Annotated in this window: 11 protein-coding genes; 3 read left to right on the top strand and 8 right to left on the bottom strand. The window is 60.1% G+C overall.

Annotated features, from left to right (window positions below; translation table 11 throughout):
- Positions 1-199: 199 nt before the first annotated feature.
- The 7 genes from AC13DE_RS00655 to AC13DE_RS00625 form a co-directional block, all read right to left on the bottom strand.
- On the bottom strand, positions 200-2,200 hold the full coding sequence (locus AC13DE_RS00655) for a type IV secretory system conjugative DNA transfer family protein (protein WP_483046693.1): 2,001 nt from the start codon (positions 2,198-2,200) through the stop codon (positions 200-202).
- A gap of 8 nt (positions 2,201-2,208) precedes the next feature.
- Positions 2,209-4,542, bottom strand: a complete 2,334-nt coding sequence (locus AC13DE_RS00650; protein WP_483046692.1) for a relaxase/mobilization nuclease domain-containing protein — start codon at positions 4,540-4,542, stop codon at positions 2,209-2,211.
- The gene (locus tag AC13DE_RS00645; protein WP_047998114.1) at positions 4,529-5,122 is read right to left on the bottom strand and encodes a helix-turn-helix domain-containing protein; all 594 of its coding nucleotides are present in this window, start codon (positions 5,120-5,122) and stop codon (positions 4,529-4,531) included. Before AC13DE_RS00645 ends, AC13DE_RS00650 begins: the two co-directional genes overlap by 14 nt.
- Before the next feature lie 517 nt (positions 5,123-5,639).
- Positions 5,640-5,846: a hypothetical protein gene (locus tag AC13DE_RS00640; protein ID WP_295039796.1), complete on the bottom strand. Its 207-nt coding sequence runs from the start codon at positions 5,844-5,846 to the stop codon at positions 5,640-5,642.
- Positions 5,847-6,382: 536 nt separating this feature from the next.
- Positions 6,383-7,312, bottom strand: coding sequence for a DUF2493 domain-containing protein (locus AC13DE_RS00635; protein ID WP_483046691.1), 930 nt, complete (start codon positions 7,310-7,312; stop codon positions 6,383-6,385).
- Positions 7,313-7,904: 592 nt separating this feature from the next.
- Positions 7,905-8,390: a PIN domain-containing protein gene (locus AC13DE_RS00630; RefSeq protein WP_309747971.1), complete on the bottom strand. Its 486-nt coding sequence runs from the start codon at positions 8,388-8,390 to the stop codon at positions 7,905-7,907.
- Between the two features lie 7 nt (positions 8,391-8,397).
- Positions 8,398-9,459, bottom strand: a complete 1,062-nt coding sequence (locus tag AC13DE_RS00625; RefSeq protein ID WP_483046690.1) for a helix-turn-helix domain-containing protein — start codon at positions 9,457-9,459, stop codon at positions 8,398-8,400.
- 178 nt (positions 9,460-9,637) lie between these two features.
- On the opposite strand from AC13DE_RS00625, the gene AC13DE_RS00620 reads away from it, so the two are divergent.
- Genes AC13DE_RS00620 through AC13DE_RS00610 form a run of 3 tightly spaced genes read left to right on the top strand, consistent with a single transcriptional unit; the run spans position 9,638 to position 12,977 of the window.
- Complete coding sequence (locus AC13DE_RS00620; RefSeq protein WP_394390124.1) at positions 9,638-10,963, top strand: SMODS domain-containing nucleotidyltransferase; 1,326 nt, start codon at positions 9,638-9,640, stop codon at positions 10,961-10,963.
- Positions 10,953-11,552 carry an SLATT domain-containing protein gene (locus AC13DE_RS00615; RefSeq protein WP_394390126.1) on the top strand — a complete coding sequence of 200 codons (600 nt, stop codon included), beginning with the start codon at positions 10,953-10,955 and terminating at the stop codon, positions 11,550-11,552. Before AC13DE_RS00620 ends, AC13DE_RS00615 begins: the two co-directional genes overlap by 11 nt.
- A 3-nt stretch (positions 11,553-11,555) precedes the next feature.
- Positions 11,556-12,977, top strand: coding sequence for a phospholipase effector Tle1 domain-containing protein (locus tag AC13DE_RS00610; RefSeq protein ID WP_394390129.1), 1,422 nt, complete (start codon positions 11,556-11,558; stop codon positions 12,975-12,977).
- 373 nt (positions 12,978-13,350) lie between these two features.
- Here AC13DE_RS00610 and AC13DE_RS00605 read toward each other — a convergent pair whose 3' ends face one another.
- Positions 13,351-14,079, bottom strand: a complete 729-nt coding sequence (locus AC13DE_RS00605) for a DUF736 family protein (RefSeq protein WP_483046689.1) — start codon at positions 14,077-14,079, stop codon at positions 13,351-13,353.
- Positions 14,080-14,319 lie beyond the last annotated feature (240 nt).

Raw genomic sequence — 14,319 nt, 5'->3', positions numbered from 1 at the left:
AGCCCCTGTTCCTGAACTCGACCCATCATAACAAAGCCCTCCGATCCAATAAGGTAATTGAATCATCCGGTTAGATAGATATCAAGGAAAATCAGAAGCCCGGAACACAACATCTGGCAGGGCGCGTTTTTCACCGATATCCATCGTTTGTGACATTCAGCGTTACGGAAGCTACGCGCAGGTCGCCATGCCCGCCACCCTATCGCGCAACCAGCCTTTCACCATCCTCCTCTCGCAGCATCGCTTCCATGTCCTCCAAGCCATCGACTGCAGAGCGCATCTGCGCCTCATCAGCTACGCTCGCTGCCTCTGCATCGGCGACCTGGCTTCCAAAATCCATCTCCATCTGGCGCTGTTCCTCGGCGATAACGGTTTGAACGACAGGCGCGGTCTTTTTTGGAGCGACGTCGGTTTGCTTTGACGTTTGGCTGCCAGCATCTTGGTGTGCGGTCTCCACAACGGCGTCAGACCCTCCTGGTCCGTTCGAAGGCGGAGTCATCGGCATGGCGCGCACGCTCAACGGGAGATTGCCCCGCGGCCCCCCTCCCCCCGGTTCCGGAAACGGCAACTCCCCCGTCTGCGCCGCGTGGATCGCCTTGAACAGCCGATCGTCAAAATATTGGATCCGCTTCGCGCGGACCGGCATCTGGGCATCGATCACCATGACGATCTCGTCGAGCGGCAGGCGGCGCGCCTCATCCTCGGGCAGGAGAGAGCTTTCTTCGGTCCGGGTGGACTGGCTGCGTCCTTCAAAGGGGTTCTTGCCGATGGACTGGGAGCGCGTGATGACGGTCTTCGTGGTCTTGCCAACCGCCTTGCTCAGCTCTTCGACGGTCTTCTCATCAGAAGGCGTCAGGTAGAGCTTCACGCCCGCGTTGCCCTGCAGGGCGCGGCGGGTGTTCTCGCCGTAGATTTCATCGAGGGCGGGGATGGTTTGCGTGACCACAGCCAAATGCCCGCGATAGGTGCGCAGGGTCTCGATGCTCTCGACCACGATCGGCATTTTTCCGAGGCGATTGAACTCGTCGAGCATGATCATCACGGGCCAGGGCTCATCTGGCCCTGGGTCCTTTTCCTGCATCGCGGAGAGGAGATCGGAGAAGACGAGCCGGATCAGCGGCGCCAGCGGCTTCACCATCAGCGGCTGGACGACAAGATAGACCGAGAAGGGCTTCTTGCGGATCGTCCGGAAATCAAAATCCGAGCTGCTTGTCGCCTCATCGATGGCCGGGTTCTGCCATTGGTCGAGCCCCGAGGTCATCAGGAGCGAGACGTAAGAGGTCAGCGTATCGTTGTTGGTTGAGGCAAGCCGCGTGAAGATCAGCTTGGCCGCCCTGTTGTCGACCTCATGGCCCCGCGCGAAATACTCCTTCTGCTTGTTCCCGCCCGAGGCCGCGATGCGGTAGATCTCGCCCAAGGTCGGACGCTTGCGCTGGAAGGCCAAGAGCCCTGCCGCCACGAAGAGATCGATCCCGCCCTTGAGGAGGCCCTGCACCCGGTCATTGTCGCTCTGCAGGAACAGCGTCGCCAGGAGCTGCAGTTCCATCTGCTGGCGCGCGGGATCTTTCAGTTGATAGATGCGCAGGAGCGGGTTGTAGCGATGCGTGCGCTTACCCTCCCAATCGGTGGGGGCAAAGCGATAGACCTTGTCGCCTTGGGCGGCGCGGTGCCGGGCCGTGGCCTCAAAACACTCGCCCTTCACATCGAGCGTCACGGCGGAGCCTTGCCAGGTCAGCAGGTTCGGGATGACAAAGCCCGTGGTCTTGCCACGGCCCGTGGGTGCCACGATCAGCGCGTGGGGGAAGACCTTCGAGCAGATGTAGTTGGCCCGGGAGCCCGGCGGCCCCAGCTTGCCGAGGATAAACCCGGTGCCAGGCGCCCCGAAAAAGCCGTTGGCCTTCATCTCGCGCGCAGTCTGCCAATGGGTCTGGCCAAAGCGTGTCAGGGCGGACCCCGAGAGGGCGAGGCTCAGCATCAGGCCGGCGGCGGCGAAGCTGCCGATAATCAGGTGGATGAGTTGGGCATCCTCCGGGCGGCGATCGAGGATCGCCAGATAATTCTGCGCGATATAGGCAAAATCGATCTCGGCCCCGAAGCCGAGATCCTGGTAGGTCAGCACCGCCGAGGCGATGGTATAGCCCATGGCCCCGGTCACCAGCGTTACCAGCAAGACCCCTGTTGCGATCCGCGCCTTTCCCATGGAGGCGCTCAATGGACCTGACCCCGCTCGGTCTCGCCATCCACGTCTGTCGCGCGGTGTTTTTCATACTCGGCGTCGGCAAGATCATCGACCACCTGGCGCAAGGCCTCAGTATTGGCCGTCGCGGCATCGGATTGAAGATAAACCTTGGCGACATAGAGCCGGTCGAGGCGGTCGTCGAGAACCTTGTCCAGCGCATCGGCATCGCCGGATGTGAGCCGGCCCAATTGGCGGTCATCCAGCACCCGCGCGATCTCGTCGCGGAAGGCGTCCCGCTCCGCCTCGGTCTCGAAGGGCGCGGACAACTCCCCCGCCCGCTCATGCTCCAGGACACGCGCAATCTCGTCTGCAAGGCGGTCAACACGGACAGACTGCGGCGCAGTTTCATCGCGGGTTGCGAGGATGTCGTCGCGGGTGCCAACCCCGAGCCCGTCGCGCATCTCGTTTTCGCGGCGAACCTGATTGATGGCCTCTGTGTCCCGTATCTCGACGACGGCTGCATAGGTTGCACCGAGCCCACGGGCGAGATGGGACGGCATGTCCGGATAGCGCGCTCGCAAGTCATCCGTGACTGCATCCGCAACGGGCGTGCGGAGGTCGCGTCCCTCCATGATGCGGTCGACCTCGCTGGTGATCTCGCTGGCGCGGGCCGCATCGGTGATGGTCTCCCTGTAGGGCTCAGACCGGTCGATCACATCGCCAGGGCGTGCGAGCAGATCTGGGTGTGCCTCGAGATATGCGCGCTGCTCCGTCTCGATCCGGCGCTCCGCCCGTGAGACAACCTCCCAGTCCCGGTCCTCGATCTGCTGCGCTGTCAGGCCGTCTGCGCGCATCTCCTGACGGATTGTCCCTTCCATCGCCCGCACCGCGCCCTCATTATAATGGAAATGCTCGCTGACCGGTTCCGCTTCCATGACGCCATCCCGGCGCAGCACGTTCTCCCGTTCCAAAAGCGTACCAAGCGCGACATGCACATCGTTGAGAATGTCGCGCGCCTGTTCCAGATCGGCGCGGCGCTCGAGGTTGAGATCCCGCGCTTCGGCCACTTTGGAGAGATCATTGGCGATCCATTGATGCTCGAGCGCTGCATTTGAGGCGCCCGTCTCGATCCGGGCCACCACTTCCGATGTGCTGATCCCGGTGCCGTGTAGTGCCGCGCCAATGCGCGATCTCAGGTCGGGCTCGGCCAGTCGCTCGCGCTGGCTGGCGTCGATATTGGCCTCGGAATAGATCCCGCCCTCCGAGGGGGTCTCTGACAGCGTGGATGATCGCAAACCGAGAGGCTGCATGTGCTGGACCTGCGTCTGGATCTCGATGAGGCGTTTTTCCAGCACGGGACGTTCCGCGTCGGACTTCTCGGCGATCATGCCCTGCACCCGTGCGAGCTTCTCCGCATAGAGGCTTCTCAGATCCTCGAAGCTTTGATCCTCGGCCATATACACATCTCCTGTTCGGTCCACCTGCCCGCCGCGCGCCAGCACCTCGCCCGCGCGGAAGAGTGCCGCGGCGATGTCTTCCCGGGCCTCCCGGGAGGCCTCTGCAGCAAGCGAATGGTAGACGGTTCTGGTGTTGGCGATCTCCGCCAGCGTCCGAGTCAGGTCGGCCCCCAAGCGTTCGCGCTCGCGGGGCGCGCGACCCTCGTCTTTCGCGGCATAAACCTCGCTTGTGCGGGCTGGGTAATGCACGACGCCGCGATCCACCCGCCGCGTGGCTTCCAGACGCACACCGTACTTTTCCGCCTCCTCGACCATGGCGAGGCGGAAGTCGTCATAGTTGAAGCGGTGGTTGCGCCCCAGAAAGAAGAACTCGCCTTCTTGCGAGCGGCGGTTCAGCACCAGATGCGCATGGGGGTGATCGCGGTCCTCATGCACCGCGATGATGTAGTCGAAATGCCCTTCGTCGGTCTGGAAGAACCGCTCGGCCACGTCCGTCGCGATGTCGCGCACATCCTCGCCCCGCGTGCCGATGGGGAAGGACATGAGCATGTGGGTGGTCTGGCCCAGCTTGGGTTTGAAGCCCGCATCCCACCGCTTGGCAAAGCGCTCTGTCAGGTCCTTGATGTCGCCCGCCTCAAGCTTAGCCTTGCCATCCAGAAAACCGCTACTGTCCACGATATGGGTGGACTTGGTGGTGAGGTAATCGAGCTGGTTTGCAAGCTGCGATTTGGTATGCGTACCCCCACCCCGGATCGCCTTGAAGACCGCCGGCCGGTGCCCTGCTGCCGCGCGGGTAAGCTGGGTCTGCTTGGCCACGTGCAGCCCTTGCATCGAGCCCCGGACGCGGCTCCAGCCATCCCGGAAGACCTCGCCCGTGACGGCATGGACGGCGTCATTCAGCCGCATGGGCAAACTCCCTCAGCGCGGCCGTGGCCTGCAGCTGCATTGCCTCTCGACGGCGGCGCAGAAGCAGATCGATCTCGTCCGCGGAATCCAGAATGAACCGCGCCAGCCCGCGCATCTGCGCAAGGCGCAATTCGGTGAACTCGGCACTCGTGCCCCCCACGGCCCCCAGCCCCCGCCGGTTGGCCTGCGTCATCTGTTTGGCGATCTGCGCGACCCCATTGCCGACCTCGTGCAGCGAGGCGCGGTAGCGCGCCATCTCTGCTGCCGTCTGCGCGTCCGGAACGAACACCCCTCCTGCCGCCTGAATGAGCCGCCGCAGCCCCTCGGCCCGGCTCTCGATCCCCGCCTTCGCCAACACCTCGTCGAGTGCCTCAAGCTCCGCAGCCGTGACCTTCACACTGACCGCTGAGACCGGGATCGCGGCATCCGTCTGGCGCTCGGCATCGGCTTTGAGCGTGTACTGGATCGCCCGCACCGACACGCCAAACCGTTCCGCCAGCACAGACGTGGAAACGCCTTCCGCAGCTTTGCGAACGATCTCCATGCGGTCCGCATCTGTGAGACGTTTTGAGCGCGACATGCGAAGAAAGACCCCCTATTTCCTGCCACCTTCCACCAAGGCTGCCCCTACCTTACGATAATATACCTAGCTGTCAATTATATACTTACGTCGCATTCGGTTTCAGGCAGCCTTGGTGTCCGCTTCACGCCGCGGCCCGCAGGGACGCGGGCCTGCCCCCTCACCACCAGCACAGCCTCCAGCTTCGGAGGTCCCCTTCCCCAGCACCGCCCGAGGGTCTGGCCGAACACGCATGTGTTCGGACGGAACCGCGGGCGGGCGCAAACCCCACCGACAGGGCGGACAGGCAGGGTCAAGGAGGGCCAGATTTGGGTCCCCAAATCTCTGCCGCAAAAACCGGGAGGCCCTGGCCGATAGGTTTTTGTGGATGGCCCCCTTGAGGCTGACTGGCCGGTCTGTCGCGGCCTGATCATTCCGGGGAGAGTGCGTCCGTTGAACGCGCAGGGACCGGCATCCCTGGAACAGGGATCGGGCCGCCCCAAGATCATCCTGGGGCGGCCCATCCTCGTCAGAGGATTTAGTCCTGGGGATCTTTCGCGCTCGGCGGGAACATCACCAGCTCCGAGACCGCGACCGGGAAGTCGAGCTTGAGGCTGAAGAACCCCGAGCCGTCCCCGTTGCGGGTGTTGCGGAACATCGCGCCCACGCGCTGAAAACGGGTGCGCTCCTGGCCATCGGTATCGGTGAACTTGACGGGGACGGTGGCGACGTAGTGGTTGGTCATTTGGGTTACTCCTTGTTGCGATGGGGATCACCCGGCACGGGGGCAAGAGGCCCGGTCGCAAGCGCAAATGCGGAGGGTCCGCGGCTCCGCCGTGGAAGCCGTATTTGTGCTTGCCGAAGCGTTAGCTGAGGGCACGATTGGGCCGACCCCGTGCGATCCACATCTATGAGCAAAAAGGAGTGATCCGGATGACCCTTGCCATCACGCAGCTGCCACCATCCGCGTCCGCGTCCCGCCGAGCCTGGCCGGGGTGCTGACGGAGCCCGCCCGCGTGGATGCGATGTTCCGAAACACGCCCCGAGGGACGTGCAGGTCTTCAGCCTCATGTGCGACGTCTCGACCCCTCGGCCTTGCGCTGCTGACGATGTGCGAGGTGCGCACCATCCCCAGCCCGTACCGATGCGGATGGGCCGCACTCTGACGGGCTGGGTAGAGGGATGACGGTGCTGGACGCCGTGAGCTGCCGATCACGCGTGACCGACCACACGCGCCATGAGACATGACGAAAGGGCCGCGCCAAGCGCGACCCCCTCTCTTCAATCCTGCGACACCTTCTTCGCCGGGTCCGCAACCCGCATGACCGTCAGGCCTTTCGCTTCCGCCTTCTGCCCGAGGTTCAGCGCGACCCCGTTGCCACCGAAGAGAACAACCCCCGTCGCCGCGAACTTGTCGTCCAGCATCTCATCGTTGCACTTGAACGGTGCCGCCCGCCCATGCGCGGACCAGCGCGGATCGAAGCGCGCCTGTGCTATCCCGCGTGCCCGGGCCCACCGAGCCGCAATCATCTCCGCCCCGTGCTTGCCACCCTTATGACAGAGGAAGATCTCCTGATTGCGGTTCTGCTTGATCCGTTCGCGAACCTTGTCGAGCGTGTTGAAGATCACATCGACATCGGTCCAGTCGGTGGCGCCTGAGACGATCAGGGGCACCCCCTCGACTTTCGACTTCTCGGCGGTTTCACGGTCGTGCTGCTCCAGGAGCTGCCGCGCCTCGAAGACCGCCCCGGTCTCCTGCGCCCGGACGCTTGCGCGCGACCCGGCTGCCGGGATGAAGGCGTGGCCCGTTTCGACCTCGTAGCATTCCGCCGCCGCCTCGCTCATTACCTCGATGGCGCCGACGATCTCGCGCAGCTGCACAAAGCGCGCTTGCGCCTCTTCGAGCGCGGTCTCGGCGATCTCCGATCCGTCGTGGGATTTTGCCAGCGCGCCGATCTTGTCGGCGGTGCGGTCGACCTCCTTGCCAAGCGCCACCTTGCGGCGCTGCAGGATCGTGGCGAGCCCATGGGCCAGCGGTTCGATTTCAGCTTCAAGCCCGGTCCCGCGCAGCTGGCCGAGCAAAGCCTCGAAGCTCTCGCGGATGATGCGGTCGGTCAGGACGTGATCCTCGGGGATCGGAAGCTGCGCGTCCTTTTCGGTCAGTCCGAAAAGCTCGATGGTCTCGTAGGTGTTTGCGGTGTCGTTAGCCATGTCTGGTCTCCAGTGTTCGGTTCCAAGGCCACCACGTGAGTGTGGGGGCATGGCCGAATGCCTGGTTTCCGAATCTGCCCGGGTCAGGGACGGCGCAGCCGCCGGCTTGCCGGGCGCAAAAGTTTTCCAGGCGCAGCACCCGACACATGCGCGCGCTCGCGCACGGGACCGCCCTCCCCAACCGCGCCGCCCTCGCCGAAAAGTTTTTCGATCCTTGACGCGGGCTGATTTGGGGGCCATCCGGAGGATATGCTTCCGCACTCATGTGTGTGTGTTTCGACGGTAGGTTTGCCCGACCCGAGCAGGCAAACGGCCCGACCGGACGCGGGAGACGGATGAAGCGGCGGGATCGTTTTGCCCCGCAAAACAGACCTGAGCGCAATCCGGCGGAGCGGCCGGGGAGGGACGTGCTCGCGAGGCGGGCAAACCGGGATGCCGGGTGCGACGCCGCGGTGAGGCCGCATGGCCGAATGCGCGACGGACCGAAGGGCCGTTCTCCCCTGCGACACGCGAAGCCGAGCTGGGGAGGCCGCAAGGCTAAAGCGAAGAAGAGCTTCGCAACAATTTCCTTCCAGCAAGCCGAATAAACAAATTAGTATCTCGCAAGGCGCCTATTGATTTCCCTAATGGGAAGTCTGCATCTCGGATGATCACGAACCGCCTCGAGACCCGACTTGAGGAGGGCGGTCGAACAAACCTCGTGACGTTCCATCTCATCGAACACCCACAAGACGCCGTGCATCGCGATTTCTTGGCGCTCTGCCTCAGCCCTGAGCGCACCGTCTCCGGTAAGGAGAACCCAATCCCTTCCAGCCGCCAAGCAAAATGCAAAGACATCTGGCGTCGATAACATAGCTTTCGCCCGCTTCAGCTCTGTCGCGCGTGCTGTTTCTTCTGGCGTGAGCTCTTCTACTCTCAGTCCCAGATCGATCAGATCAGGACCCATCCAGTCGAGGAGTTCCGCTTCATAAAGAATATCTGGGACAACAAAATCATAGGGGAGATCAAAGAGTCTCGCCGTCAGCGAGGCTCTTTCAATGTCGATCAGGACGGAGGTATCAGAAACAAGAACTTGCACATATGCACTATGCCATGTGGTCCAACCGTTCTTCCAGTTCTTTTACTCGTATTTCGAGAAGCTCAGCTGCGCGAGACAACCCAATCAACCCCTCGGACAGGGCACGAAAACACAACCTCTGAAAGCGGTCCGGTTCTTCTCGTTCCCAAGGAATGGAATTTGGCTCCTCGAACGGCTCATCGCGCCAACCTCGTTGCTTATAGACCTTGAACAGACGCGCAAATGTTGCCTGGTTGATGATGTCCAAATCCTTGCATCGATACGTCAGCGCTTGAATGCTGACGCCAAACCGATCCTTCAGACTAATGAGCTCACCAATGCTTATGTCCGTTCTGCGGGCACCAATCTCCTGCCGTAGCACTTCTGCCGGAACGAGGAATGCACCAGCAAATCGATTTGCGGCGCGTTCTGAATCGCATCCTTCGGCGACTTTAAGAACCATGTGGCCCAATTCATGAGCTAAACTGAAGCGCTTCCGCTCAGACCAGGTCTTCTTCTTGATCATGATCACCCGCGCGGAGTGATGCTCTTTTCGACGGACTTTCGCCGCAAGCCCATCAACTCGATCAACGTCCAAAGACAACACCTTGATACCGTGCTCCTCTAAGAGTTCGGCAAGCATTGGAATCGGGTCGTGACCCAGTTGCCAGGAAGCACGCATGTTGCGAGCCGCGTCCTCGGCATCACGAACATCGGCCACCCAGTAGGGCGCTTCGTGCGGGGCATCCCATTCCTGACTCGAAAGATTCAGCAGGCTTTCGATAGCTAGGTACTTTTCAACCATATTGAGCGTTTTGGCTTCGATCGTCGCGATCTCCTTGGCTGACGAGCTGGCTGACTTGCGAAACTCCACGCCCTCCAACTCAAGCTCGTCATCGCTGAGCAGGAAATCCACAGAGACGTCGAGTGCTCGGGCAAGACTTAGCAGCACGCCCGATCCGGGCATGTCTTCATTGCGCTCGTACTTGCCTATGGCTTGAGCGGATACCTTGTTCTTCATGGCATCGGAAAGTGCACGGAGCGAGAGGCCAGATGCCGCTCGGGCTCCTTTGAGTCGCTTGCCAATCATAACGTCCTCCCAGTGGGTGGTTTACATTCCACCCATATGATTGATATTTTGTAAACTACAACGCTTGAAAGCGCGGCCTTTTGTCCCTAACTTATAACCGGAAGCCGAAAGAAAGGCAAATTTGTAAACCGCCGCACCGGCCTAAGAGGCGCTGAACCGGCAAAAACGCGAGGCTTCAATGGGCATCTCTGAAGACTTCAAGACCTTTCTCGATAACATCAAGATCGATAATGCCGCGACGATTGCCTTGCGATACGGCGAAGTCACTGCTTCCCTTAACAAGGAGTTTCGCGACACAGAGTCGAAAACGGCGAACAGCCTTCAAGTTGGCTCCTATGGCCGTTGGACGGCGATCAAGGGCATTTCCGACTTGGACATGATCTACATCATGCCTGCCGGGAAGTGGGATAGCTACAAGGATGGGGGCCAGTATCGGCTTCTTCACGATGCCAAGGCTGCGATCAAGCGGCGATACCCTTCGACGACCGTCAAGGTGGATCGTTTGGTTGTCCGGGTGCTTTACAATGATTTCCACATCGAAGTGATGCCGGCCTTCAAGCTAGCTGATGGGAGCTACAAGTACCCTGACACCGCAAACGGTGGGTCGTGGAAAAATACCAAGCCGCAGGCTGAACTCGATGAAATGAGAGAAGCCAATGAGCGCAAGAACCGGAACCTTCGCCGCTTGTGCAAGATGGCGCGCGCCTGGAAGAACAAGCACGGCGTCGCCATGGGCGGCCTTCTGATCGACACTCTCGCCTACAACTTCCTCGAGTCGACCGACGAATACGATACCAAGAGCTTCCACTACTACGACTACATGTGCCGAGATTTCTTCGAATTCCTGGCTGATCAGCCCAAGCAATCCGAGTATGCAGCGCTTGGCAGTCGCCAACGCGTCCGCGTCAAGAAGCGGTTCGAGCGGAAGGCGAAGAAGGCATACGATTTATGTCTGAAAGCCATCGATGCGAGCGGACAGAAGAACGAGCGCCAAAAATGGCGGGATGTGTTCGGGAACGCCTACCCAGCACCGGCAAAGAGTGCAGCGGGAGAGGCTGCCGCATTCGCGCATGTCTTCAAGAACACTGAGCAGTTTGTCGAAGACAGATTTCCGGTCGATATTCGATACCATCTTCGTATCAACTGCGAAGTGACGCAGGATGGATTCCGTCCGGGAATGCTTCGGGACCTATTGGAGCGGCATGGCGTCCTGCTGCCGAAAAAGAGCCTTCGATTCTTCATCGCGGATGCAACCGATCTTCCCGATGATACCGAGTTGTTTTGGAAGGTCTTGAACCGTGGCGAAGAAGCCGAGCGTCGAGACGTGATCCGGGGACAGATCGTGCGCGACGAAGGTCGCGGTGAGCGCCGAGAGACCACAAACTTCCGCGGAGATCACCTCGTAGAATGCTACGCGGTCAGCCGAGGCGTGGTCGTTGCGCGTGACAACATCCACGTCCCGATCCGTGTGAGAGATGCCGAGGATGAAGACTATGCCGCCTGATTACGATATCGCGTTCGAGGATCAGGTCCGTGAATGCTTCGGACGGGTGGTCTATACCCACAAAACCCACGAACGTATGGCCGATCGCTCTGCCGATACACTTCGCAGGTACAAGGTTTTGCAAATCACCCTTTCAGCACTGACGAGCGCAGGGGCGATCGGAGTCGTGGTGGGAGAAGAATTATGGGTCGAGGTCGCGACTGTCGGCATTTCATTTATGACGCTATTTGTTGCGGCCTATCTGAAGAACTTCGATCCCGGTGCGATCGCCCAAAAACATCGTGACGCAGCCGCGAAGCTCTGGAACGTCCGAGAATGCTACCTCTCACTGCTAACAGATCTGCCGAGACTGTCACATGAAGTCGCAGTTGAGCGTCGGGACGAGCTACAGGCCATACTTGCTGCCCTCTATGAAGGGGCACCTCAGACTGACGGAAAAGCCTACGAGGAGGCCCAAAGACGGCTGAAGGAGATGGAAGACATGAGCTTCACAGCTGACGAGATAGACTGTTTTCTTCCACTCTCGCTAAAGCGATCCGGCGGACGGCCTAAACAGACAGAAGTCAATCAGGCTGAAGGAAAAAGGTAAAAAATGACAAAGAATATCTGTATTTTTTCCGATGGGACCGGGCAAATGGGCGGGTCTAGGCCGGACCAACGCCTTTCGAACGTCTACAAGATGTATCGCGCCATGCGTCCCGGCCCAGACTCACCAATTAGCCCAAAGGATCAAGTCACCTTTTACGATCCTGGGCTGGGCACGGGCGAAAGCGGGGGACTCTTTGGCCGCATCAAACCTATCCTTGAAAGCGCAGTCGGCACCGGCATCGATCACAATATCATCGATTGCTATGAACAGATCATCGCCCATTATGAGCCCGGTGACCGTGTGCTGCTATTCGGCTTCTCGCGCGGGGCGTACACGGTCAGGGCACTAGCGAATGTCATGAACCTCTGCGGTATCCCGACACAAATGCCCGATGGCAAACCCGTCCCGCGTCACGGACCCGGTTTACGCAAGATCGCCAAGGATGCGGTGAAGTTCGTTTATAACTACGGTGCCGGAAAGCCTCGCGGACAGAACCCGTACTTCAAGCATCGCGAAGAGCTCGGTCACAGATTTCGCGAGAAGTATTCGAGTGCTCCCCTCGAGGGCGACGACAATCAGGGCAATATTCAGCCAACCTTCATCGGAGTGTTCGATACGGTGGCGTCACTGCGGACTGCGGTCGTGCGCGCACTTGTCTGGGGAGTGACGTTCACAGTCGGTGCCGCCTTTCTTGCCGGAATCGTGCTGGGATGGTCATTGCTTCTTGTCATCCCGCTCGGCGCCTTGCTCGCAGCGCTTGTTTGGCAACTCGGCTCACTTCTGATCGATAATTTCAAGTATTTCTCGGATGATCCTGGTCGCAAATTGAAGATATTGCGCCCTACAGACTGGCCACAGATTCTGAAGACAGGGCATTTCGCCGCTTGGAACAAGCGCAACTACGACATGTGGCTGGATCCCGACGTAAACCACGCCCGCCACGCCATGGCGATCGATGAAGACCGCGCAGACTTCCCGCGAGTTGGATGGGCGTCCAAAAAAGCCGCTATAGAGACCAAGAACCGAGAACCGGCTTGGCTCAAGCAGGTCTGGTTCCCGGGTTGTCACAGCGACATCGGTGGCAGCTACCCCGAGGCCGAATCCCGTCTCAGTGATATCGCCCTAGACTGGATGGTGGATGAGTTAAAGGAGTGTGTGCCTTCAATCAAAATCAACGAAAATTACCTTAACCGCGCTCCTGACCCTTTGGGCCTGCAGCACCGCGAGGACGCGATCTTGGCGTTCGGACCAGTCAGCATTCCATGGAAAAAAGGAATCCGAGAAGTCGGCGACGATTTCCCTCTCCACCCATCCGTACAAGAACGCATGCAGGCGACCGCGGTCGCTCAATTCGGAAAGGTCAAACCATACCGACCGCAACAACTGAGCAAGCGACGCGATCTAAAGCGTTTCTATAATACGTAAAACGCGTCTTCGGGCCTTTTCCGCAACATCTTTCTCGGCCCACCTTAATGTGGGACTGACCACGTCACACTAAAAACAGCAAGTGAGAGAAGACCATAGTGCCGCACGAAAGGAATCCCCTGAGATCACGCGCTGCGCAGCGATGTGCGAGTTCAATTGACCCAACACCCAGTGACCACAGCGAGTGACTCATTTGCCAAGCTGCAGCGTAGCATCCTGGAATTGATGTAGATCTCAACCTCTGGTAGGATATGGATAGTGTCGTCCCAAGTATCGTACGATATGTCTCGCTGCTACATCGAGATAAGAAAAAGGGGAACCGTGGTCCCACGGCTCCCCTTTCGGTTCAGATCGTCTCCCCCTCGCGCGCCGATTAGGCGACCAGCGAGAGCCCCGCGCCTGCGTCCTGCGGCTGCTCACCGCTGTCGATGAACGGGATGATCGAGAAGGTCTGCCCGCCGCGCTGCTCTTCGTTCTGCACGGCGTTGACGCGCAGGTCGCCATCAGGCGTGTTGATCAGCAGCGACAGGTAGTTATTGCCCGTGCGGTTGCTTTTGGCCATCCAGGCCGAGCCGACGCGGATCGGTGTGCCCCGGGGCGAGCTGACCTCGATCCGGTAATCGGGGTGGGTCTCCTCGGATTTATAGCTGTTCTCGATCAGCATGAACTCCAGATCGAACATCATGTTGGCGATGTAGCCGGTGAAGGCGTTGTCGGCGTCCATGGCGGTGAGCTCGCCCGAGATCGAGCCGGATTTCATCAGGCCGTTCGAGACCAGCGGGATGATCTCGAACGCCCCGCTTTGGGCCGCACGCGCCTCTTTCGTCTGCACTGCGTTGACCCGGAACGGGCCCAAGCCGACATCAATCTGCATCGAGATGTAGGGGTTGCCGCTGGTATTGCCGGTCTCGTTCCAGGCCGTGCCGATGCGCACCTTGCGGCCTGTTTTGTTGACTGCCGTCACGTCAAAATTCGGGCTGCGTTCGGACATCTTGGCCCGCGCCTCCAACTGGATGGCGATGTCAAAGCGCGTCCCGTGGATCATGCCGGTGTACTGAGCGGCTGCGGTCTCGACATTGCGGGTGAGGGTTCCTGCGAACATGGGATGGTTCCTTCTTGGATTGGCCGGTGCCTGACGTTCTTGCCAACGCATCCGGGATTGCTTTCTCGACCCCTTGAGGGATCACAAATCAGAAAGCCTGCTTGTATCTTTAATGGTGCAGCGTTTCCTCGTTCGGGACGTCGCAAACTGGGTACGGAATTGCTAACTTGCCCAGGGGGGCCGGACCGAAAGCCTGAAGGTCACTTGGGACCGTTGGAAAGCTTGGTCGGCCCCTTTTCT

Source organism: Sulfitobacter sp. L-8, assembly GCF_056859255.1.
This window is presented reverse-complemented; position numbering and strand designations above follow the sequence as displayed.